We start from the raw sequence: 22,321 nt of genomic DNA, 5'->3' as shown, positions 1-22,321 counted from the left end.
TTTAATGATGTTTTGCATAGACACGCTCCTTGAAGGGGTCGAGGCCGATTCGGCGTACCGTTTCGATGAAGTGCTCGCCTTCCGGGCGTTGCTCTACGTAAACCGACATGATTTTTTCAAACGCCAGCGGCACGTCGGCCTGCGCAAACGACGGGCCAATCACCTTGCCGATGGTCGCCTGACTACCCTGACTGCCGCCCAGAGTGATCTGGTACCACTCCTCACCGTTCTTATCCACCCCAGGATGCCGATGTTGCCGATATGGTGATGGCCGCAGGCGTTCATGCAGCCGGAGAAGTTGCAGTCGATGTCCCCCAGATCAAACAGGTAATCCAGATCGTCAAACTTGCGCTGGATGGCCTCGGCTACCGGGATGGAGCGCGCATTGGCTAGCGAGCAGAAATCACCGCCCGGGCAGCAGATGATGTCGGTCAGCAAGCCAATATTGGGGGTGGCAAAGCCATGTTGCTTGGCCAGCTGCCACAGCTCGTACAGGTCTTGCTCGCGCACGTCGGGCAGGATCAGGTTCTGTTCATGCGAGACACGCAGTTCGCCAAAGCCGAAGCGATCGGCCCAAGCTGCGGCCGCTTCCATCTGTTCGGCGGTGATATCGCCCGGCGGCACGCCGGTTTTCTTCAGCGACAGCACCACGGAGCGGTAGCCTGCGTGCTGGTGAGCATGGGTGTTGCGTTGCACCCAACGGGCAAAGGCACGATCTTCGGCCAACTGCTGCTGAAATTCTGACGGGTTGGACGGTAGCTCCTGATACGCCGGAGCGGCAAAGAAGCTGGCGTAATGGGCAATGTCGACATCGCGCAAGGTGGTCGGGCCATCCTTGAGATGCTGCCATTCGTCTTCAACCTTGGCGGCAAACGCCTCGGCCGTCAGGGCTTTAACCAGGATCTTGATGCGCGCCTTGTATTTGTTGTCGCGCTTACCAAAGCGGTTGTAGACGCGCAGGATGGCATCCAGATAGCTGAGGATATGCCGGGCTGAGCAGGGAACTCGCGAACCACCTCGCCCACCATCGGCGTACGGCCAAGGCCACCACCAACATAAACGCGGAAGCCAACTTCGCCGGTGCTGTTTTTCACCACGTGCAAGCCCACGTCGTGCACCAGCGTCGCGGCACGGTCTTCCACACTACCGGACACGGCGATCTTGAATTTGCGCGGCAGGAAGGCAAATTCCGGATGCAGCGTGCTCCACTGACGGATGATCTCGCAATACGGCCGTGGGTCGATCAGCTCATCCGCCGCCACACCGGCGAAAGCATCGGTCGTGGTGTTGCGCACGCAGTTGCCGGAGGTCTGGATCGCGTGCATTTCCACGTCGGCCAGTTCCGACAGGATATCCGGCACGGTTTCCAGCGCTTAAGCCAGTTGAACTGCACGTTCTGGCGGGTGGTGAAGTGGGCGTAGCCTTTGTCGTAGGTGCGGGCGATATGCGCCAGTTTGCGCAACTGCACGCTGCGCAAATGGCCATACGGCACGGCGACGCGCAGCATCGGGGCATGGCGCTGCACGTACAGGCCATTCATCAGGCGCAAGGGCCGGAACTCGTCTTCGGTCAGTTCGCCCGCCAGAAAACGGCGGGTCTGATCGCGGTATTGCTCGACGCGCTCTCTGACGATGCGTTCGTCGACTTCATCATAACGGTACATGGGTGGGTGTCCTTCAAACAGGTTGGCCGAAAGCGGTTTCGGCCAACCTTAAACAGTGGGGCGCTTGAGCGGGCTAGCTTTGACGTGCAGGCCGCATTCTTTGGTTTCCGGGTTTTCCCACCACCAGCGCCCGGCGCGCACATCTTCGCCAAGGGTAATGGCACGGGTACATGGTGCACAGCCGATGGACGGATAATGCTGGTCGTGCAAGGCGTTATAGGGCACTTCATGTTGGTGGATGTAGTCCCAGACGTCTTTCTCGCTCCAGTCGATCAGCGGGTTAAATTTCATCAGGCCGTGATCGGCATCAAATTCACGATCCCCAAGATCCTGCCGCGTCGGAGACTGTTCGCGGCGCAGCCCGGTCAGCCAGGCCGACTTGCCCGCCAGGGCGCGTTTGAGTGGCTCGATCTTGCGGATGTGACAACATGCCTTGCGTAACTCGACGCTCTGGTAAAAACCGTTAATCCCGTGCAGGTTGACATACGCTTCCGTCGCCTCCGTCTGCGGGAAATACACGGTGACCGGCTGTGCCGGATAGCGCTCCTTCACTTGCTGCATCAGCGTGTAAGTGGCATCCGGCAAGCGCCCGGTGTCCAGGCTGAAGATGCCCAGCGACAAGCCCAGACGGGCAATCAGGTCGGTCAAGACCATGTCTTCGGCACCAAAACTGTTGGCCAGCACGGCATCAGGATGCTGCGCGGCGATTTCCCGCAACAAGGCTTGCGTGCGGGCAATTTTTTCATCCAGGCTCATCGAGCGCTCCATGATCTCAATTTGGGGTTGCCGCCCATCCTACCCAAGCCTCTTATAAACTTAAAAGAATATTGTGTTAGTATTTAATTGCTCTAGGTTTTATGGGTGCACTGGCACAATGAAATTACAACAACTACGCTATTTGGTCGAAGTGGCCAAACAGGGACTGAATGTCTCGGAAGCTGCGGAAAAGCTGCATACCTCGCAGCCAGGCATCTCCAAACAGATTCGTCTACTGGAAGATGAACTGGGTATTCAGGTATTCATCCGCAACGGCAAACGTGTGGTCTCGGTGTCCGAGCCAGGCAAGGAAGTACTGCGTATCTCCGAGCGGATCTTGCGCGAAGCACAAAATCTGAAACGCGTCGGCGACGAGTTTGCCCGCGAGGCAGAAGGTGCGCTCACCATCGCCACCACCCATACCCAGGCGCGCTACGCCCTGCCCGGCACCATTGCCGAATTTGTCCGCCGCTATCCCAAGGTGCGGCTCTCCATCAAACAGGGTAGCCCAACCCAGATTTGCGAAATGGTGGTCACGGGTGAGGCCGATTTTGCCATCGCCACCGAAGGCATTTCGCTGTATCGGGAACTGGCCATGCTGCCCTGCTATGAGTGGAATCGTAGCGTAGTCGTACCGGAAGGCCATCCGTTATTGGCACTGGAACGCCCGCTTACGTTGGCCGACATCACCGCCTACCCCATCATTACCTATGACTTTGCCTTTGCTGGGCGCTCCAAGATCAACAAAGCCTTCGAGCAGGCGGGTCTGACACCCAACGTGGTGCTGACAGCCATCGATACCGACGTGATCAAGACCTACGTCACTCTGGGGCTTGGCATCGGCATCATCGCCACCATGGCATTTGAACCGGAACGCGACAGCAAGCTGCGCAGTATCGATGCCAGCCACCTGTTCGAAGCCTCCACCACCAAGATTGGTATCCGCAAGGACGCTTATCTGCGCGGCTTTGCCTATACTTTCATCGAACTTTTTGCACCGCACCTGCACCGCAAGCAAGTGGATGCTGCCCTGCTGGCACACAATGCCGAAGCGGAAGAGTAACGCCTTTCGGCCAACCTCTGCAGGTTGTCCGAAAACAAAAAAGCCCTGCGATGCAGGGCTTTTTTTATGCTTGCACGGTGAATTACAGCGTCAGGCCACCGGTAACTTCAATGGCAGCACCATTGATGTAGCTCGCTTCGTCCGAAGCCGGAAGGCATAGACGTTGGCGATTTCTTCCGGCTGAGCCAGACGGCGCATCGGAACCTTGGACTCCATGGCTTCGATCACTTTTTCCGGCATGGCTTTCAGAATCGGAGTAGCAACAAAGCCCGGGCAAACGGCATTGGCACGAATACCCTTCTTGCCCAGTTCCTTGGCCCAGGTCTTAACAAAACCGATCACGCCAAACTTGGTAGCAGCGTAGTTGGTCTGACCAAAGTTACCGTATACACCCACGACCGAAGACGCATTCAGGATAACACCGGCACCTTGTTCCACCATGGTATCCACCACGGCGCGCGTACAGTTGTAAACGCCTTTTAGGTTGATATCGATCACTTTGTCGAACTGATCTTCAGTCATCTTGATCAGCTGGGCATCCATCACGATACCGGCGTTGTTGACCAGTACATCAATGCGGCCAAACTTGGCTTTCAGATCAGCAACCATATCAGCGATCTGAGCCTTGTCGGTTACATTGACCACATAACCTACGGCTTCGCCACCTGCTGCCTTCAGCTCTTCCACAACGGCATTGACCGCATCCAGGTTAAGGTCGCAAACAGCAACGATGGCGCCTTCCTTGACAAACTTCTGAGCGGTTGCCTTGCCGATGCCACTTGCTGCACCGGTAATGATGGAGACTTTCCCTTTTAATCGCATGGTTTATCCTTAGTAACTATGAGGTTGCAGGCAACCCGGCGGCCTGCCAGGTTCAATGTTCCGCCATCGACCTTCGGGATTCGTTCCCTGTTCTTGATATGGATATCTGACACGCTGATGCTGCGGCGCACATATTGCAGTGCAACAATCGCGCACTGCAATATAGCGCACTCCACGCGACGGGTAAAGAAAAGGCCCCAAGCAAGCGCTTAAAACTTGCTTAGGGCCGTAAAAACAAGACACTAGCGCGACAACCCGCTTAGCGCTTACGCTGCCAGCCATGGTTGTCGACGCCCGGTAAAGACCTTATTCCGGCCTTTGCTCGCCAGATAATCTTCGTAATTACCCGTGTAGTAGTCGTAACCACCGTTGCCATCCAGCTCCAGCACATTGGTCGCCAGCGAGCTGACAAACTGACGGTCATGCGACACGAAAATCAATGTGCCCTTGAACTGTTCCAGCGCCATGTTGAGCGATTCGATCGACTCCATGTCCATGTGGTTGGTCGGTTCATCCATGATCAACACATTGGGTTTGGTCAGGATCAGCTTGCCATACAGCATGCGGCCCTTTTCCCCGCCAGACAGCACACGCACCGGCTTGTCGACATCATTGCTGCCAAACAGCAAACGGCCCAGCGTGCCACGGATAACCTGCTCGTCATCCCCTTCCCGGCCCCAGTCGCGCATCCATTCGGTCAACGTGCGATCACTGTCAAACTCAGCTTCGTGGTCTTGGGCAAAGTAACCAACCTTGGCCTTTTCCGCCCACTTGATGGTGCCGAAGCATCCGCCACCACACCATCCGCCCACTCCGACTGGAATGCACCGGCCAGCAATTTCACCAGCGAAGATTTACCGGCACCGTTCGGACCGATAACCGCCAGACGGGCACCGGCTTCCAGAATGAAGTTCACGCCGCGGAACAACACTTTGTCGTCATAAGCCTTGCTCAGCCCGGCCACTTCCACCGCCTGACGGTGCAACTTCATCTTGTCATCCATCTCAAAACGGATGAACGGGCTTTGACGGCTGGATGGCTTGACCTCCACCATTTCGGACTTGAGCTTGTCCACCTGCTTGAGACGAGAAGTCGCCTGACGTGCCTTGGACTTGTTGGCCGAAAAACGTGCCACGAACTCCTGCAGTTCCCTGGATACGTTCCTTGGCCTTGGCATTGGACGACAATTGACGTTCACGCGCCTGGGTCGAGGCGATCATGTAATCATCGTAGTTACCCGGATAGATACGGATGGTGTTGTAGTCCAGATCCGCCATATGGGTACAGACCGAATTCAGGAAGTGACGGTCGTGAGAAATGATGATCATGGTGGAATTGCGCTCGTTGAGCACATGTTCCAGCCAGCGAATGGTGTTGATATCCGGTTGTTGGTCGGTTCGTCCAGCAGCAGGATATCCGGATCGGAGAACAACGCCTGCGCCAACAGCACGCGCAACTTCCAACCCGGGGCCACTTCACTCATCGGGCCATTGTGTTGCTCTTGCGGAATCCCCACGCCCATCAACAGCTCTAAGCACGCGCCTCGGCGGTATAACCGCCAAATTCCGCAAACTTCGCCTCCAGCTCGGCGGCGTGCATGTAATCTTCTTCGGTAGCTTCGAGATTGGCGTAAATGGCATCACGCTCGGACATCGCGGCCCACATCTCGGTATGCCCCATCATCACGACATCAAGAACGCGCTGATCTTCATAGGCAAACTGGTCCTGACGCAGCTTACCCAGACGCAGCCCGGTTTCGATGGCCACTTCACCACCGGTGGGCTCCAGATCGCCGCCCAGAATCTTCATGAAAGTCGATTTGCCGGAACCGTTGGCACCAATCAGGCCATAACGGTTTCCTTCACCAAATTTGACCGAAACCTTCTCGAACAACGGTTTCGCGCCAAACTGCATGGTAATGTTATTAGTGGTAATCACGCTGGATCCTTAAGCCAAATAGCCGTAAGTATCGGAAAAACGTAGGATTCTATCACAAATTACCCCGCTCCCGATGTTACACCCCGATACCTGTTATCCCTTTTGCCGCTGCGCCGAATTCCGCTACAATCGGAAGCCTTTACACTTCATTCATAAAATAGGCTGAACTATGCTTACCGGTAGCTTGGTTGCCCTGGTCACCCCCATGTTTGACGACGGTCGGGTAGACTTTGAATCCCTCCAGCGCCTTGTTGAATTCCACATTCAAAACGGAACGGACGGCATTGTTGCCGTCGGCACAACAGGCGAATCCGCCACGCTGGGCGTAGAAGAACATATCGCGGTCGTCAAGTCCGTAGTTCAGCAGGTAGCCAAGCGCGTTAAAGTCATTGCTGGCACTGGCGCCAACTCCACCGCAGAAGCCATCGAACTGTCACGCCACGCCAAAGAAGCCGGGGCGGACATGACCCTGTCGGTCGTCCCCTACTACAACAAGCCGAGCCAGGAAGGCATGTACCAGCACTTCCGCGCCATTGCCGAAGCCGTCGACATTCCGCTCATTCTTTATAATGTGCCGGGACGTACCGTTGCCGACATGAACAACAACACCGCGCTTCGTCTGGCCGAGATTCCCAACATCGTTGGTCTGAAAGATGCCACCGGTGACATTGGTCGTGCCTGCGACCTGATCCGCCGCGCACCCAAAAACTTCGCCCTCTACTCCGGCGACGACGCCACCGGCATGGCCTTCATGCTGTGCGGTGGTCACGGTGTCATCTCCGTTACCACCAACGTGGCACCGAAACTGATGAGCGAGCTGTGCAAGGCTGCATTCAGTGGCAATATCGCCAAAGCTCGCGAAATCAATGATAAATTGCAGGGTCTGCACAAATTGCTGTTTGTGGAACCCAACCCGGCGCCATCCAAATGGGCACTTCAACGCACGGGACTGATCCCCGGTGGCATCCGCTTGCCCCTCGGTGGCCTTGACCGAAGGCTCGCGCCTGCTGGTCGAAACTGCCATGCAGCAGGCCGAAGTCATCTAACCTTCCCTTGAACTGATTGGGAGTACGCATGAAACGGACCGCGCCTGTCGCGATTCTGCTGGCAACCGGCATTCTGGCCGGTTGCAGCACTCAAGAGCCGCTGGAAAAAAAGCTGGATTACAAATCCGACACCCCAAAAATTGCCAACACACTGGAAGTTCCGCCAGACCTGACGGCACCGCAAATCCGTAACAAGTACGCCATCCCCGGCAACAACGTTTCCGCCAGCGCACTGAATGATACGGCACAACCGGTCAAACGCGCCCCGAGCGCGACAGAGACGGTTGCCGTCAACGCCGTCGACAATGTTCAAATGGAACGTGCTGGCACTCAACGCTGGCTACTGGTCAGCGGCAAAAAACCGGTTGAACTCTGGCCGGTACTCAAAGCCTTCTGGCAAGACAACGGTTTCATTATCAAAACTGAAGAGCCGGATCTTGGCATCATGGAAACAGACTGGGCTGAAAACCGCGCCAAGTTGCCGAACGACATGATCCGCAAATTCATGGATACCGTTGGCTTGGGCAGCGTAATGTCGACGGCTGAACGCGACAAGTTCCGTATCCGTCTGGAAAAGACGGCGAATGGCACGGAAGTCTACTTCTCTCATCGCGGCATGTACGAAGTGTATGTGGATGAAGGGAAATCGCAGACCAAATGGCAACCGCGCCCGACAGACCCGGGTCTGGAAGCTGAACTACTGGGCCGCTTCATGGTTCGTCTGGGCCTGACCGAAGAAAAAGCCAAGGAAGCTGTCAAGAAAACCCTGGTCGCACCGGAAAAACCACAAGACCCGATCGTCGACGGCAAACTGGTGATCAACGATAGTTTTGATCGCACTTGGCGCCGTGTCGGTTTGGCTCTGGATCGCGTTGGTTTGGTGGTTAATGACCGTGACCGCTCGCAAGGCACCTACTACGTCAAGCCAGCCAAATCCGAACTGGATACGAACAAACCGGAAAGCAGCGGTGGCTTCTGGTCTAGTCTGGCGTTCTGGAAGGGTAGCGAGAAACCAGCCCAGCAAGAAAGTAGCGACGATTATCGCATCGTACTGAAAGAAAACGGCAATGGCTCTACCCTGCTATCCATCCGGGACAAGCAAGGTAAAGACCTGACCGGTGGTTTTGCCAAAACAGCACTGGGCAAGCTACAGGTAGAACTGCAATAAACCGTTAACTGCTGACAAAAAAAAGCCCGCAAATGCGGGCTTTTTTTACATCCAGTAAAACAATAAATTGCATTACCAGAAAATAAAAACCGGCCGAAGCCGGTTTTTCGTCGATACGCGTGCTAATTACTGAGCAGCGGAAGCAGCCGGAGCGGAAGCAGCAGCCGGAGCAGAGGCTTCAGCAGCCGGAGCAGAAGCGGCAGCAGCCGGAGCGGAAGCTTCAACAGCCGGAGCAGAAGCTTCAGCCGGAGCTTCTTTTTTACCGCAAGCAGACAGGGCTACAGCCAGCAGGGCAGCAACGAGGAGCGACTGTTTCATTTTTTCTTGACCTTTAAAGAAAATAAGTTAAACAAGACGTCAATCTATCTCCCGGGCCTGCACCTTACAAGTCTGGGCGACTGAAAATCTTTCAGTGCACAAATTGTATCACGAATAAAATGGCTGTGTAGTAGACCGCAACCCAAAAAAGTAACAACTCGTACAACTTTTGTTGCTACGCAACATTTAGCCCAAAGGGCCGACAGTGCTGCATTACACATTTTTTGCGCGATGGTCTACCGTAAAGTCCAACATCTGATATGGCAATATTGCTACACTGCCGCCAGTGCCAGTAACCAGCCAAGTAGCCTTCATACAACAAGGGCATCATCGATTGCTCTATGACGTTACCATTGATCTTACGCCAATTAGCAAATTGATGCCAGCACGCCTTGTCAACCGTTTCCACATCCAAGCGTTCACCGTTGCAATAAACATTACTGTCGTCAAAAAGAATCTGGCTCTTGCGATCCAACACCACGCCTTGTTGCTGCGCCTGCGCGGCAAACTCTTCTTCGTCCAGAGCGTCATCCGGGGCATCATAAAATACATGCGCCTTGGGCTCGGTCAGATAGTGGCCGAGAAAATCACTGACGGTATGCTGATCCCATTGCACGCGCGCCAGTATCTGGCTTACCTGCTCGACCATTTCAGGACCAATGAGCGCTTACTGGTCGGTAACCTTGAGGTCTGGGTCAGCATAAATGCCACCCAGACAGACTCGATCCTGCAGATACACCATGAACTGCGTAGCCAGTTCTTGTGCCGTCGGCGCGCGAAAACCGATGGAGTAGGTCATGCCCGGCTCCAGCGCTACGCCATAATGCGCATACCGGGGCGGCAAATAGAGCATGTCACCGTGCTCCAGAATGAATTCCTGCTCCACCTGAAAGTCCTGCAAGACCTTGATCGGCTCGCCTTCAATGAAGGCATCATCTTGCTGCGACGAGATCTGCCAACGTTTTTTGCCGCCCACCTGTAGCAAAAAGACATCATAAGAATCAAAGTGTGGACCAACCGTCCCTCCCGGCGGGGCATAGCTGATCATCAAGTCATCCAGCCGCGCGTACGGCATGAAATTGAAGCGCCACAGAATATCGTCGATATGCGGCAGGTGGTGATTGACGTTCTGCACCAGGATGGTCCAGTCCGATGCGGGCAAGCGGCGGAAGCGCGACGCGCGGAACGGACCACGCTCCAGATGCCAGTGCCCCTGCCGGTATTCGATCAGGCGCGATTCAACATCTTCCTCCATCGCCAGCTTGCTCAACCAGGCAAAGTCGACATGCGGCCCGACATCGGTCAGGGCGCCGCGAATGAGCAATGGCTTTTTGTGCCAGTAGTCTTGGAGGAATTCTTCAGGCGTCAGTCCGCCCAGCAAAGTCAACGGTTTCATGGCAGTTTCACGGGCAGCTTCGCCCTGCAATGGTTTACAATACGCACACGCGCGACGACAATTCGCGCAGGTTATCTCTTGCGGGTCAGGCTGCGCCTTGCACCCGGTCAAGCTTTTTTACTTTTCCTTTCGGATATTTTTCATGCAAATCGCCAAAGACACCGTCGTCACTCTCCACTACGAGATGTTCGACGCGGACAACAATCTCATCGACAAAACCGAAGAGCCTATCAGCTATTTGCATGGCGGATATGATGGCATCTTCCCGCTGGTTGAAGAAGCGTTGCAGGGCAAGAACGTTGGCGATGCCATCGACGTCAAGATGTCCTCCGACGATGCCTTTGGCGACCCGGAAGAAGAACTGATCCGCGTTGAGCCGCTGGACGTGTTCCCGGCTGACGTGGAAGTGGGCATGATGTTTGAAGCCGATGATCCGGAATCCGGCGAAGTTCTGGTGTTCCGCGTGACGGACATTGCCGATGGCAAAGCCGTCGTTGATGCCAACCATCCGCTAGTAAGGCCAGAGCATCCGCTTTGCGGCCAAGGTGGTGGAAGTACGTGCCGCCTCGCAGGATGAAGTGACCCACGGCCACGCCCATGGCGAGCATGGTCATCACCACTAAGCAGGCATGATCTAGAACCGGGAGCCTTGCTTCCGGTTCTGTTGCCACAGCAACCGCACCACGCCCCACACCGCGACACTGCCTTCAATCCCAATAAGCAGCCAATCTGCGTCATGCCTCACCGCTTGACGGCCGTATAGCCACCACAGCAACAACAACAAGCCTCCCTGTACGCAGGTTGTAACGGTTTTCGGCCAACCTTGCGGCCAGAGATAACGACAGCTAAACCGCATCACCAGCCAACCCAATAACGCCCCGGCCAACACATCGCTCGGCCAGTGCACGCCGATAGCCGGGCGCGACAGCATCACCGCCACCACCAACAGCGGCATGGCTTTTTGCCGGCACCGGGCTGGATGATGGTAGCCAATGCCGTTGCCAAAACGGCCGCCGCAACAGCATGGCCAGAGGGAAATGCACCACTCGCTGGGACGACATCCAGCAGCTGCACCGCACCGGTAGGCAACACCCATGATGGCCGCGGAACCGCTAACCCGGTCTTGAGCAACATGGTAAGCCCGGTCGCCAGACCGCTGCCCAGCAGCAGCGCTTAGCAACCGCTGCGGCCGATACCAGGATAGCGCCAACAGCAAAGCCAGCACGGTTTGCCAATTGCCCAGCACACTGACCGAGCGCCAGAACGCATCAGGAAACCGATGCAATTGATGATGCAAAAACAGAAACAGCGTGCGATTGCTATCCGGGAACAGGAGCAGGCAGAACAGCAGCAGAAGCAGACTGGAGATCGCACCTTGTTTCAGCGTTATACGCCGCATCAGGATGCCAGACGGCAACCCAACGTGACACGCTCATGCCCAGCCAGATCGGGCAAGGTCTGCACCTCGGCCAAGCCAGCATCGGCAAACAGCTGCCGCACTGCAGCCCCCTGATCGTAGCCATGCTCCACCATCAACCAGCCTCCCGGCAGCAAATACTCCGGTGCGCAGCATGGCGATCACACGCAGACAATCAAGACCATCTCGGCCATCGGTCAGCGCCATGGAGGGTTCGAAACGCACATCGCCTTCGGACAGATGATGGTCGTTGCTGGCAATGTAAGGCGGATTGGAAATTACCAGATCATATCGTTGTTGTGATGGCAGTGCCTGATACCAGCTGCCACTATGGAATGTCACCGCAGCGCCCAGTCGTTGCGCATTTTGCTGCGCCATGTGCAGGGCCTCGGAAGACAGATCCACCGCCTCCACCTGCCATAACGGCATTTCCAGCGCCAACGTCACAGCGATGGCTCCACTGCCGGTACCCGGTCCACGACTCTGGAAGCTTTCGGCCAACCTTGTTCATCGCCGCTTCGACCAGATGTTCGGTTTCCGGTCGTGGGATCAAGACTGCCGGGCTCACCGCAAACAGACGACCATAGAACTCGCGTTCGCCCAGCAGATAAGCGAGCGGCTCGCCCTGCAGACGCCGCTGCGCCAACGCATCAAAATTGGCCTGCTGCGGCGCCGTCAGCTCGCGCTCCGGATGCGCCACAATGGCGGCATGGCTCAAATCCGGCAACACATGCAACAGCAGCAGACGACTTTCCAGCCGGGGCAAGGCATAGCGCCGCAGCGCTTCAGCAAGCGTAAGCATGTCCGTTACAACAAGAAGATGGTGGCGAGGCCAAGGAAGATGAAAAAGCCACCCGAATCAGTGCAGGCTGTAATCAACACACTGGAGCCGAGCGCCGGGTCCTTACCCACTTTCTGCATCATGGTCGGAATCAGTACGCCCATGGTGGCGGCCAACATGAGATTCAGTGTCATGGCAGAAAGCATGACAAGGCCGAGGGACAGGCTGCCATACAACCAGGAAGCCACCACGCCGATCACACTACCCCACACCAGTCCATTGACCACACTAACGCCCAACTCCTTGCGCCACAGGCGCCGGTTTGCGACACCTGCATCTGCCCCATGGCCAGCGCACGCACGATCATGGTGATGGTCTGGTTGCCGGAGTTACCACCAATACCGGCGACAATCGGCATCAGCGCGGCCAGCGCCACAATTTTGGAAATGGAACCTTCAAACAAGCCGATCACCCGCGAGGCCACAAATGCGGTACACAGATTGACGGCCAGCCGGCCCAGCGGTTTTTTACCGAGTTGATAACGGGAGCGAACAGGTCTTCCTCTTCCTTCAAACCGGCCAGATTGAGGACTTCGGTATCGGATTCTTCGCGAATCACATCGACCATCTCATCTACCGTGAGGCGACCAACCAGCAGTCCGTTGTCATCCACCACCGGCGCGGTCACCGGGTCATAGCGCTCGAACGCCAGAGCGGCATCGGCGGCTTCCTCATCCGGATGAAAGCTGACCACTTCCACGGCCATGATGTCTTCCACCATGGCCTCCGGATCGGATACCAGCAGTTTGCGGATCAGTAGCACCCCTTTTAGCCGACCGGCATCATCAATCACGAAAATCTTGTCGGTTTGCGGTGGCAATTCGTCAAAGCGACGCAGATAGCGCAGCACCACTTCACACGACACATCGGCACGGATCTTGACCAGATCAAAATCCATCAGGCCACCGACCTTGTCATCTTCATATGACAAGGCAGACTGCAACTGGGCGCGACCTTGCTCGTCCAGATTGCCCATGACCTCGTACACCACCTGGCGCGGCAAGTCGGCGGCCAGATCGGCCAACTCGTCAGCGTCCAGCTGCTCGGCCGCGGCCACCAGCTCCTGCTGGTCCATCGACTCGATCAGGGTTTCCCGTACCGCATCGGACACTTCCAACAGGATTTCCCCGTCGTTTTCCGATTTGACCATGTCCCAGACCAGCAAGCGGTCTTCGAGCGGCAGCGATTCCAGAATGTAGGCGATATCCGCCGGATGCAGCTGTTCCAGCTTGAGCTTGAGCTCAGCCAGATTCTGCTTGTGGACAATCCCTTCGACCAGCTCATGCCGGGCATGTCCCGGCGATGCACAAGATCCTCTACCACCCGGTGGCGCTCGATCAAGCGTTGCACCTGGGTGAGATTTTCTTGCAGACGATCTGTGGGTTGTTTCTTTTCGACAACCGTCATGCAGCCTCCTTCCGCCGTTCCAGCGGGAGCACATGCACCACGGTTTAACGGCGGGGAATTATTCGAGAGTGTTGTAACGTAGTTTTGTTACGAGATAACTGGGTAAGTCCATATGTTCACCGCGCCTTGAACGCGGCAGGAACCAAAGAGAGGCGAGATTGTAGCACGGGCCGCAGGCCCGCTTCCAGCCAGAAGCGGCCTGCCTGCCGTGCCGGAAGTTACGGATAATCGGCGTAATTCATGCGCCGCAGGATAATGCGGGTCTTTTTACCCAAACCCGGCGCATTACGGTGCAAATCATAAAACCGCGGATTGGGCACCATGGCGGCCAACTTGGCGGCCTGCGCGGCAGACAGACGCGCCGCACTGGTATGGAAATAATGACGCGCGGCGGCCTCGGCGCCAAAGACACCGTTACCCCACTCGATCACATTCAGGTAGATTTCAAAAATGCGGCGTTTGTCCAGCACGCCTTCCAGCATCACGGTAATGATCGCCTCTTCCATCTTGCGCCAAGGGGTACGCTGCCCGGAGAGGAACAGGTTTTTTGCCAATTGCTGACTGATGGTGGAGCCACCAGCCACGATCTTGCCTTTCTTCAGATTCTTCTCGAATGCGGCTTCCATGCCGTTCCAGTCGAACCCTTCGTGATCGACAAATTTGGCATCTTCTGCCGCCACCAGCGCACGCTTGAGGTTGGCCGAAATCTTGCCGTAGGGCACCCACTGCTGACGTAATTCAGCCTGCGGATCGTCCTCCTGCAACTTGGCCAGCCGCTCATTCATGAACGCACTTGCCTCCGGATCGTGGTTACGCCAATAGACGATATGACCAAAAATCCACAGGTTATAGAGTAGAAAAGCGGCCACCGGGCCGCCAAAATCTTGAGAACCAGTCGCATGGGTAATCAGGCCAGCACTTCACGCAGCATATTGGTCACTTTGCGCGTGTCCGGCTGAATGCCACGCCAGATTCGGTAGGATTCTGCCGCTTGTTCCACCAGCATGCCCAAGCCATCGGCCAGCATGCTCAAGACTTTCCGCCTGACCACGGCGCAGGAATGGCGTCAGCCCCTTGCTATAGACCATGTCATAGGCCAGCGCTTGTGCGGTAAATACGCTTAAGCAGGCAGCGGCGGCAGTTCATTGTGCAGACTGCTGGAGGTGCCGTTGATGATCAGATCAAAGCTGCGACCAGCCAATTGTTCATAACCAACCGCCTCGATCTTGCCCCATGGCGCAAAATGCTCGGCCAAGGCTTCGGCCTTGATCAGGGTACGATTGGCAATGGTCAGCGAGGCTTACTGTTCCTGCAGGATAGGTTCCAGCACGCCGCGTACGGCACCGCCCGCTCCCAGAATCAGGACACGCTGCCCCTTGATCGGCACATCCAGATTTTCCACGATATCGCGCACCAGACCGACACCATCGGTATTGTCGCCATACAACTTGCCATCGATCGCCGTGAGGGTATTGACCGCTTCGGCCGCACGGGCACGCTCGGTCACTTCATCGGCCATACGGAAAGCATCGCCTTTGAACGGCAAGGTGACATTTAGCCCTTTGCCACCGGCTGCGAAAAAACCAGAAGCCACTTCGTCAAACTTGCCCAACTCCGCAAACAATTTTTCGTAAACGATAGTTTCGCCGCTGGCACGGGCAAATTCGGCATGGATAAAAGGTGACTGGCTATGGGAAATGGGATTTCCGATAACGGCGTAACGGTCGGTCATGATTCAGCTTTCCTGCTATTTCCTGTGTTGTCGCGGCCGGAGAATGGCCTAGTGTTCTGCTGATGCAACACTTTGCCGTGTAATGCCGCAAACATCAACCGCTTGATGTCATGACACTTGATAATAAAATCAGCAAATCCGCTCACTGCGTTACCTGCACGCCATCAGCTTCAATCCGGAAAAACAACGCTCAACCTTGTTCCCACGGCAAGCCGTGCGCTTTCCAGCCACAAACGGTACCCCGGTGCGACTGGGCATCCTTGTCGCCTTCAAACCCTTCCAGCACGTTATACACGGACGAATACCCTGCCTCTGCCGCCGGGCGGGCCGCATCATCAGACCGGGCACCGGAGCGGCACAGGAACATCAGTACGGCTTCTTTATCCACCTGCTTTTGCAGTTGTTCCTTGAAATGCGGGTTAGGCACCATCCCCGGATAGCTCTTGAATTCGATGCAGAGCGCGCCGGGAACCGTGCCGACAAACTGCCACTCGGCGGCGCTACGCACATCCACCATGACGGCATTATCCAGAGACTGCCAGATTTCATTGGCCTCCGGCGGCGTCAACGCCCCGGAATACGGCAACCCAAGCTGCTGCGCGCGCTGCTTGGCCTTTGCCAATAATTCGTTGATCTTCCCCATTCCACACTCCTGCTACCTATCCGCCAATCGTCTTTTCATTATCGGAAAAAGCGGAGCGGTAGTGCAATTTATCTAAAGGCACCAATTTGGTGCCACAAGAAAGACCAACGCACAAAAATGGAACACCAAACATGGCTAGCGCCTCATTTTGGCTTGTGACACAATAGATCAAAGTCTATTTTGCACTGGCACGCTTCATGCTTCAAACTGGCGTACCACCTTATTCAAGCAATTGATGCACGTTGCCCTTAGGAGAACACAATGGCGGTTGCAGACGTAGTCAAACTCATCGAAGAAAACGATGTGAAATTCGTTGATCTGCGCTTTACCGATACTCGCGGTAAAGAGCAGCACGTATCCATCCCGGCGCATGTACTGACCGAAGATGCGGAATCCTGGTTCGAACACGGCCACGCTTTTGATGGTTCTTCCATTGCTTAGGCTGGAAAGGCATTCAGGCTTCCGACATGCTGCTGATGGCTGACCCGGAAACTGCCCGCATCGACCCGTTCTTTGACGAGCCGACCGTATTCATGAGCTGCGACGTGATCGACCCGGCCGATGGCAAGGGTTATGACCGCGATCCGCGCTCCATCGCCAAGCGCGCTGAAGCTTACCTGAAGGCTTCCGGCACGGGCGATACCGCCTACTTTGGTCCGGAACCGGAATTCTTTGTCTTTGACAGCATCACTTGGGGCACCGACATGTCCGGTTGCTTCGTGAAGATCAAGGCCGAAGAAGGCGCTTGGGCTTCTGCCGAAGAATTTGAAGGCGGCAACAGCGGCCACCGTCCGGGCATCAAGGGCGGTTACTTCCCGGTACCGCCGGTTGATTCCGGCCAAGACCTGCGTTCTGCCATGGTTCTGATTCTGGAAGAACTGGGCGTACCGGTAGAAGTTCATCACCACGAAGTGGCTACCGCTGGCCAAATGGAAATCGGTACCAAGTTCAGCACCCTGACCCAGCGCGCTGACTGGACCCGGTTCTGAAATACGTGGTGCAGAACGTTGCTCACAGCTACGGCAAGACTGCTACCTTCATGCCGAAACCGATCGTTGGCGACAACGGTTCGGGCATGCACGTACACCAGTCGATCTGGAAAGACGGCAAGAACCTGTTTGCCGGTGACGGCTATGCTAAACTTGTCTGAAACTGCCCTGTACTACATCGGCGGTATCATCAAGCACGCCAAGGCACTGAACGCCATCACCAACCCGGGCACCAACTCTTACAAGCGTCTGGTTCCGCACTTCGAAGCTCCGGTAAAACTGGCTTACTCCGCCAAAAACCGTTCTGCTTCCATCCGTATCCCGCACGTGGCCAACCCGAAAGGCCGTCGTATCGAAGCTCGCTTCCCGGATCCGCTGGCTAACCCGTACCGGCCTTCTCTGCCTTGCTGATGGCTGGTCTGGATGGTATCCAGAACAAGATCCACCCGGGCGATGCTGCAGACAAGAACCTGTACGATCTGCCGCCGGAAGAAGACAAGCTGATCCCGACCGTTTGTGCATCGCTGGACGAAGCACTGGAAGCGCTGAATGCTGACCGCGAGTTCCTGACCCGTGGCGGTGTTTTCTCCAACGAATGGATCGACGCTTACATCGAACTGAAAATGCAGGAAGTAAACCTGACTCGCATGACCACCCACCCGGTGGAATTTGCGATGTACTACAGCCTGTAATCTGCTTTTCGACCCTATTACGGCAGCTTCGGCTGCCGTTTTTTTTGCCATGCGCACAGCGAGTCAGGGCAAAATGGCGAGCTGGACCAGCCGCGTGTGACTTGATCGTCAGTTTTCCCTATCATAGTCCCATAGTCACTGTTGATTTTTAGGTATCACTACCACCATGAAGAGACTTGCCCTCTGCCTGCTGATGAGCTGCGGTCTAGCCCAAGCAGCGGTTTACAAATACGTCGACCAGAACGGCAATGTGACTTTCAGCAACATTCCGATCAAGGGCGGCAAACCGATCCGGCTGGAACCGATTTCGACCTATTCGTCGCAAACACCCGTTCCGCATCACAACAAGACTCACGCCAATAGTGCCTCGTCGGCTAACGGCAGCCCGGCGGGTTACCCGAATGTGGATGCGGGTACCCAGCGCCAGCGGGATGGCGGACGCCGCAAGATTCTGGAGCAGGAGCTGAGCAACGAGGAACAGGCGCTCGCCGATGCCGGGAAAGCACTGGCCGATGGCCGGGCGACCCGCAATGGTGATGAAACCCACAACTATCAGAAATACCTCGACCGGGTACAGAAGCTGAAGGATGCTGTCACCGACCGGGAAAAGAACATTCAGGCATTACGCCGCGAACTGGGGCAGAATCGCCAGTAAGCACTATATTGGTGCAAAATAACTCCGGAAAAGCGCACGTTAGGGGAGCATGCCTTGGCGTGCTTATTGCTATCCATCAAGAGATAGCTTTACCGATTCCGGAGTCTCATGACTACACCCAACTATGCCGGGCTAGAACTGCTCGACACCCCGGTACTGATTGCCCAGGCTGATGGCACGCTGGAGTTCGTCAACCCTGCGTGTGAAAACCTGCTGGCGCTGGGCCGCAAGGAAGTGTTGCGGCACAACCTGTTTGTGCTGTTCAAGGAAAGCCCGGCATTGCATCAGGCGCTGGCCACGGCGCTCTTGCATGATGCCAGCTACATTGAACACGATCTGGAACTGGCCACCCCGTACAGCCCTACCCCACTGCATATTGCCCTTTCGGTTACGCCGGTTGATGGTGAAAACCGCCGCGCCTTGATCGAACTGCGCCCGCTGGATCAACAGCTGAAAATCGCCAACGAGGAGCGGTTGCTGTTGCAGCATCAGGCCAATCGCGAGTTGATTCGCAATCTGGCGCACGAAATCAAGAATCCGCTGGGCGGGATTCGCGGCGCAGCCCAGCTACTGGAACATGAGCTGAACGACCGGCCGGAGCTGAAGGAATACACCGAGGTCATTCAGGAAGAGGCGCTGCGCCTGCAATCGCTGGTTGATCGCCTGCTGGCCCCGCACCGCACCCATATCCGCCGTGAAATCAACATCCATGAAGTGCTGGAACGCGTGCGCAGCATCGTGTTGGCCGAATACCCCAACGGCATCAGCATGTGGCGCGATTACGATACCAGCCTGCCGCTGTTGGTCGCGGACAAGGAACAGCTGATCCGGTGGTGCTGAATATCGTCAAGAATGCCATTCAGGCCATGAAGGGCAAGGGCGAGATCATTTTGCGCACCCGCGTTGCACGTCAGGTCACGCTTTCACGCAAAAGGCATACGCTGGCACTGAAATTGCAAATCATCGATAACGGCCACGGGATTCCGGATGAGATCAAGGACCACATTTTTTATCCGTTGGTCACCGGGCGGGCCGAAGGTACCGGGTTGGGGCTGACGCTGGCGCAGGCTTTTGTGCACCAGCATGGTGGCAGCATCGAATTTGAGTCCCGTCCGGGCCAAACCTGCTTCACGGTCATGTTGCCGTTTAGCAATGAAAACTGATAACCCGCACATGACCTTGCACCAGCGCTCTGCTCAGGCCCCCGCCATCTTGGCAAGGGAGCACGAGTGGCAGAGTCAGGAACGCTCAGACAGAACAAGATACGGAGGGAGATAAAACCATGACGAAGCCAGTCTGGATTATCGATGATGACAAAGCCATACGCTGGGTGCTGGAAAAAGCCCTGACTCGCAGCGGTATCGCTTTTGAAAGTTTTGCCAGTGCCGACGATGCACTGAACGCGATGTACGACCGCTCGCCACAGGTCATCATCAGCGACATCCGCATGCCGGGCACCGACGGGCTGAAGTTCCTGTCGCGGGTCAAGGTGGATTATCCGCAGATTCCGGTCATCGTCATGACCGCCCACTCCGATCTGGAATCAGCAGTGGCAGCGTTTCAGGGCGGTGCCTTCGAATACCTGCCCAAGCCGTTTGATGTCGACCAGGCCGTGCAATTGATCGAGCGGGCGTTGGCCGAAAGCAGTTCGCAGATCGAAACCATCATCGGCGAAGAAGCCATGCCAGTACTGCTGGGGCAGGCACCAGCGATGCAGGACGTGTTTCGCGCCATTGGCCGCCTGTCGCAGTCCAATGTCACAGTGCTGATCACCGGTGAATCCGGTACCGGCAAGGAGCGCGTGGCGGAAGCGCTGCATCGCCATTCGGTGCGGGCCAACAAGCCGTTCATTGCCATCAACACGGCCGCCATTCCCAAGGACTTGCTGGAATCCGAGCTGTTTGGTCATGAAAAAGGCGCGTTTACCGGCGCGCTATCCACCCGTCGCGGCCGCTTTGAAGAAGCCGAAGGCGGCACGCTGTTTCTGGACGAAATCGGCGACATGCCGACCGAGCTGCAAACGCGCTTGCTGCGTGTGCTGTCTGACGGCCACTTTTACCGCGTGGGTGGCCACACGCCGATCAAGGCCAACGTGCGCGTGATTGCCGCCACGCACCAGAATCTGGAAACCCGGGTCAAACAGGGATCGTTCCGCGAGGATTTGTTCCACCGCCTGAACGTCATCCGCCTGCGCCTGCCGCCGCTGCGCGAACGCCGCGAGGATATTCCGCTACTAACGCGCCATTTTCTGGCCAAGAGTGCCACCAGCCTGGGGTGGAACCCAAGCGCCTGACCGAAGCCGCGATGGAGGTGATTCAGGGGGCGTCGTTCACCGGTAACGTGCGCGAGCTGGAAAACCTGTGCCAATGGATTACCGTAATGGCGCACGGGCAAACGGTGGAAGTGGTGGACTTGTTAAGCGGAACTACGCGAACCGGCCGTCAGCACCGGCAGCGATGACAGCGGTGCACCAGCCCCCGTCGGCGCGGCCGCCCCGGCACTGCATGTTGGCGACTGGACCAAAGGGTTGGCCGAAGAAGTCGCGCGCCGCCTGCGTGCAGGCGAGATCGGCATCATCGATGATCTGACCCGGCGTTTCGAGGAAACCTGCATCCGTACCGGTCTGGCACATACCGGCGGGCGCAAGGTTGAGGCGGCACATATTCTGGGTTGGGGACGCAATACGCTCACCCGCAAGATTCAGGAACTGGGCATGGAACAGCACGACGACGAGGCGCACGACTGAGTGCGTGTGTGAGTTGATCACGGCGTCCCGCCATTGGCCGGACGCCGTTTTGTTTGTCGCGCTGCTAGCGCGCGGCCTCCAGCGCCGACAGGCCCGGCAGCGTGGCAAAACTGCGTTCGCGCACCGTGGCGAGAAAATCCTGCATGAACGCCAGCGAGGCATCGTCATGCCTGAGCGCGGCGTACAGTTCGCTGTTTAACCCGTACTCGCCAATCGGTCGCGCCACCACATAACCGCGCTCCAGATAGGGTTTGACCGCCCAGAACGGCAAGGCGGCAAGGCCGCGGCGGCTGGCCACCAGCTGAATGATGGCAACAGTCAGCTCGCTGGTGCGGCGAGCCGGATTGACGCTTACCGGGCGCAGCACCTTGCGCACCAGATCCAGCATCTCGTCGGGCACCGGATAGCTGATCAGGGTTTCTCCGGCAAAATCCTGCGCGCTCAGACGTTTCTTTTCGGCCAACTTGTGATCGCGTGCCATGATGGCCACCATCTCATAGGCAAACAGCGGCTGGTAATCGACCTCTGCCTGTGGTTCCACCTCGGAGACGATGGCCAGATCGGCGCGGTTGGTCAGCAACAGCCCGACCGGATCGGCCTGAAAACCGGAAACAATGTCCAGCTCCACCGCTTAAGCCAGTGCTGGCGAAAGGCATCCATCGCCGAGCATCAGCCAGTCAAAACAGGTGTGACATTCCACCGCCACGCGCAATTCGCCCGCCTCGCCCTGACGGATACGTGCCAGATCGCGCTCCGCCGCCGCCACCTTGCCCAGCACCTCGCGCGCCAGCGCCAAGAGCCGCTCACCTCCCGGGGTAAAACGTAGCGGCTGGGTTTTGCGCTCGAACAGCATCAGATCGTAATGATCTTCCAGCGCTTTGAGCTGATGCGACAACGCCGACTGGGTTAAAAACAGCCGTTGTGCCGCCGGGGACACGCTGCCGGTTTCGGCAAGGGCAACCAGCGTTTTGAGATGACGTAATTCCAGCAGGCTCTGAATCATGAATATTATTCATGCTTTAACGTAAAA

At 56.6% G+C, this 22,321-nt stretch carries 20 protein-coding genes and 8 pseudogenes; 11 read left to right on the top strand and 17 right to left on the bottom strand.

Features of this window, described 5'->3' with window-relative positions; genetic code table 11:
* Position 1: 1 nt before the first annotated feature.
* From GKE73_RS21745 to GKE73_RS13975, 5 genes are read right to left on the bottom strand one after another with little or no spacing between them, the layout of a single operon-like run.
* Positions 2-238, bottom strand: coding sequence for a hypothetical protein (locus GKE73_RS21745; protein WP_376767359.1), 237 nt, complete (start codon positions 236-238; stop codon positions 2-4).
* On the bottom strand, positions 160-960 hold the full coding sequence (locus GKE73_RS21740) for a ferredoxin-like domain-containing protein (protein WP_312854576.1): 801 nt from the start codon (positions 958-960) through the stop codon (positions 160-162). The genes GKE73_RS21745 and GKE73_RS21740 overlap by 79 nt, the downstream gene beginning before the upstream one ends.
* Positions 885-1,361 carry a nitrite/sulfite reductase gene (locus GKE73_RS24875; RefSeq protein WP_312854456.1) on the bottom strand — a complete coding sequence of 159 codons (477 nt, stop codon included), beginning with the start codon at positions 1,359-1,361 and terminating at the stop codon, positions 885-887. The genes GKE73_RS21740 and GKE73_RS24875 overlap by 76 nt, the downstream gene beginning before the upstream one ends.
* Positions 1,244-1,663: a ferredoxin-like domain-containing protein gene (locus GKE73_RS21730; RefSeq protein ID WP_245393849.1), complete on the bottom strand. Its 420-nt coding sequence runs from the start codon at positions 1,661-1,663 to the stop codon at positions 1,244-1,246. Before GKE73_RS21730 ends, GKE73_RS24875 begins: the two co-directional genes overlap by 118 nt.
* A gap of 48 nt (positions 1,664-1,711) precedes the next feature.
* Positions 1,712-2,419, bottom strand: a complete 708-nt coding sequence (locus GKE73_RS13975) for a phosphoadenylyl-sulfate reductase (RefSeq protein WP_230370469.1) — start codon at positions 2,417-2,419, stop codon at positions 1,712-1,714.
* 118 nt (positions 2,420-2,537) lie between these two features.
* Between GKE73_RS13975 and cysB the strand changes: the two genes are divergently transcribed.
* The gene (cysB, locus tag GKE73_RS13970) at positions 2,538-3,482 is read left to right on the top strand and encodes an HTH-type transcriptional regulator CysB (protein ID WP_230370468.1); all 945 of its coding nucleotides are present in this window, start codon (positions 2,538-2,540) and stop codon (positions 3,480-3,482) included.
* 90 nt (positions 3,483-3,572) lie between these two features.
* Here the strand turns inward: cysB and GKE73_RS13965 are convergent, their stop codons facing one another.
* Together GKE73_RS13965 and GKE73_RS13960 are read right to left on the bottom strand one after the other, a co-directional pair.
* Entirely contained in the window at positions 3,573-4,304 is a 732-nt protein-coding gene (locus GKE73_RS13965) for an SDR family NAD(P)-dependent oxidoreductase (protein WP_230370467.1), read from the bottom strand.
* Positions 4,305-4,570: 266 nt separating this feature from the next.
* Positions 4,571-6,242: pseudogene (locus GKE73_RS13960) on the bottom strand (ABC-F family ATPase).
* 169 nt (positions 6,243-6,411) lie between these two features.
* Here GKE73_RS13960 and dapA point away from each other — a divergent pair.
* Positions 6,412-7,288 (top strand): annotated as a pseudogene (dapA, locus tag GKE73_RS13955) (4-hydroxy-tetrahydrodipicolinate synthase).
* Between the two features lie 28 nt (positions 7,289-7,316).
* Positions 7,317-8,456, top strand: coding sequence for an NlpB/DapX family lipoprotein (bamC, locus tag GKE73_RS13950; protein ID WP_230370466.1), 1,140 nt, complete (start codon positions 7,317-7,319; stop codon positions 8,454-8,456).
* Between the two features lie 126 nt (positions 8,457-8,582).
* Here bamC and GKE73_RS13945 read toward each other — a convergent pair whose 3' ends face one another.
* The 3 genes from GKE73_RS13945 to GKE73_RS13935 all read right to left on the bottom strand — a co-directional run bounded on the left by GKE73_RS13945 (position 8,583) and on the right by GKE73_RS13935 (position 10,170).
* A complete protein-coding gene (locus GKE73_RS13945) occupies positions 8,583-8,774 on the bottom strand; it encodes a hypothetical protein (RefSeq protein WP_230370465.1) in 192 nt (63 codons plus the stop codon).
* A 175-nt stretch (positions 8,775-8,949) separates the two neighbouring features.
* Positions 8,950-9,423, bottom strand: coding sequence for a winged helix domain-containing protein (locus GKE73_RS13940; protein WP_230370464.1), 474 nt, complete (start codon positions 9,421-9,423; stop codon positions 8,950-8,952).
* Between the two features lie 18 nt (positions 9,424-9,441).
* Positions 9,442-10,170 (bottom strand): cupin domain-containing protein, encoded by a 729-nt coding sequence (locus tag GKE73_RS13935; RefSeq protein WP_230370463.1) that lies wholly within the window; start codon positions 10,168-10,170, stop codon positions 9,442-9,444.
* Positions 10,171-10,312: 142 nt separating this feature from the next.
* Between GKE73_RS13935 and GKE73_RS13930 the strand changes: the two are divergent.
* Positions 10,313-10,793, top strand: a pseudogene (locus GKE73_RS13930) (FKBP-type peptidyl-prolyl cis-trans isomerase).
* An 11-nt stretch (positions 10,794-10,804) separates the two neighbouring features.
* Here GKE73_RS13930 and GKE73_RS26635 read toward each other — a convergent pair.
* The 6 genes and pseudogenes from GKE73_RS26635 to GKE73_RS13900 all read right to left on the bottom strand — a co-directional run bounded on the left by GKE73_RS26635 (position 10,805) and on the right by GKE73_RS13900 (position 16,209).
* Positions 10,805-11,569 carry a phosphatase PAP2 family protein gene (locus GKE73_RS26635; protein ID WP_446686332.1) on the bottom strand — a complete coding sequence of 255 codons (765 nt, stop codon included), beginning with the start codon at positions 11,567-11,569 and terminating at the stop codon, positions 10,805-10,807.
* Positions 11,569-12,389 (bottom strand): annotated as a pseudogene (gene prmC, locus GKE73_RS13920) (peptide chain release factor N(5)-glutamine methyltransferase). The gene GKE73_RS26635 and the pseudogene prmC overlap by 1 nt, the downstream one beginning before the upstream one ends.
* 5 nt (positions 12,390-12,394) lie before the next feature.
* A pseudogene (gene mgtE, locus GKE73_RS13915) lies at positions 12,395-13,685 on the bottom strand (magnesium transporter); the annotation flags it as partial.
* A 367-nt stretch (positions 13,686-14,052) separates the two neighbouring features.
* Positions 14,053-14,703 carry a monofunctional biosynthetic peptidoglycan transglycosylase gene (gene mtgA, locus GKE73_RS13910; RefSeq protein WP_230370462.1) on the bottom strand — a complete coding sequence of 217 codons (651 nt, stop codon included), beginning with the start codon at positions 14,701-14,703 and terminating at the stop codon, positions 14,053-14,055.
* A gap of 38 nt (positions 14,704-14,741) precedes the next feature.
* Positions 14,742-15,566: pseudogene (gene aroE / locus GKE73_RS13905) on the bottom strand (shikimate dehydrogenase).
* A gap of 190 nt (positions 15,567-15,756) precedes the next feature.
* Positions 15,757-16,209: a rhodanese-like domain-containing protein gene (locus GKE73_RS13900; RefSeq protein WP_230370461.1), complete on the bottom strand. Its 453-nt coding sequence runs from the start codon at positions 16,207-16,209 to the stop codon at positions 15,757-15,759.
* A 261-nt stretch (positions 16,210-16,470) separates the two neighbouring features.
* Here GKE73_RS13900 and glnA point away from each other — a divergent pair.
* From glnA to GKE73_RS26625, 7 genes and pseudogenes are all read left to right on the top strand, one after another.
* A pseudogene (gene glnA, locus GKE73_RS13895) lies at positions 16,471-17,890 on the top strand (type I glutamate--ammonia ligase).
* 166 nt (positions 17,891-18,056) lie between these two features.
* Entirely contained in the window at positions 18,057-18,545 is a 489-nt protein-coding gene (locus tag GKE73_RS13890) for a DUF4124 domain-containing protein (protein WP_230370460.1), read from the top strand.
* 108 nt (positions 18,546-18,653) lie between these two features.
* Complete coding sequence (locus GKE73_RS13885) at positions 18,654-19,385, top strand: two-component system sensor histidine kinase NtrB (RefSeq protein WP_230370459.1); 732 nt, start codon at positions 18,654-18,656, stop codon at positions 19,383-19,385.
* Complete coding sequence (locus tag GKE73_RS13880) at positions 19,376-19,708, top strand: two-component system sensor histidine kinase NtrB (protein ID WP_230370458.1); 333 nt, start codon at positions 19,376-19,378, stop codon at positions 19,706-19,708. Before GKE73_RS13885 ends, GKE73_RS13880 begins: the two co-directional genes overlap by 10 nt.
* A gap of 119 nt (positions 19,709-19,827) precedes the next feature.
* A complete protein-coding gene (ntrC, locus tag GKE73_RS13875) occupies positions 19,828-20,838 on the top strand; it encodes a nitrogen regulation protein NR(I) (RefSeq protein WP_280954941.1) in 1,011 nt (336 codons plus the stop codon).
* Positions 20,820-21,005 carry an AAA-type ATPase lid domain-containing protein gene (locus GKE73_RS26630; protein ID WP_280954940.1) on the top strand — a complete coding sequence of 62 codons (186 nt, stop codon included), beginning with the start codon at positions 20,820-20,822 and terminating at the stop codon, positions 21,003-21,005. The genes ntrC and GKE73_RS26630 overlap by 19 nt, the downstream gene beginning before the upstream one ends.
* A gap of 67 nt (positions 21,006-21,072) precedes the next feature.
* Positions 21,073-21,291: a helix-turn-helix domain-containing protein gene (locus GKE73_RS26625; RefSeq protein ID WP_280954939.1), complete on the top strand. Its 219-nt coding sequence runs from the start codon at positions 21,073-21,075 to the stop codon at positions 21,289-21,291.
* Between the two features lie 64 nt (positions 21,292-21,355).
* Here GKE73_RS26625 and GKE73_RS13870 read toward each other — a convergent pair.
* Positions 21,356-22,291 (bottom strand): annotated as a pseudogene (locus tag GKE73_RS13870) (LysR family transcriptional regulator).
* Between the last annotated feature and the right edge of the window lie 30 nt (positions 22,292-22,321).

The sequence above is a fragment of the Paludibacterium denitrificans genome, assembly GCF_009707705.1.
GTDB lineage: Bacteria > Pseudomonadota > Gammaproteobacteria > Burkholderiales > Chromobacteriaceae > Paludibacterium_A > Paludibacterium_A denitrificans.
The sequence above is the reverse complement of the archived record's forward strand: the minus strand, read 5'-3'. Positions and strand labels throughout refer to the sequence as shown.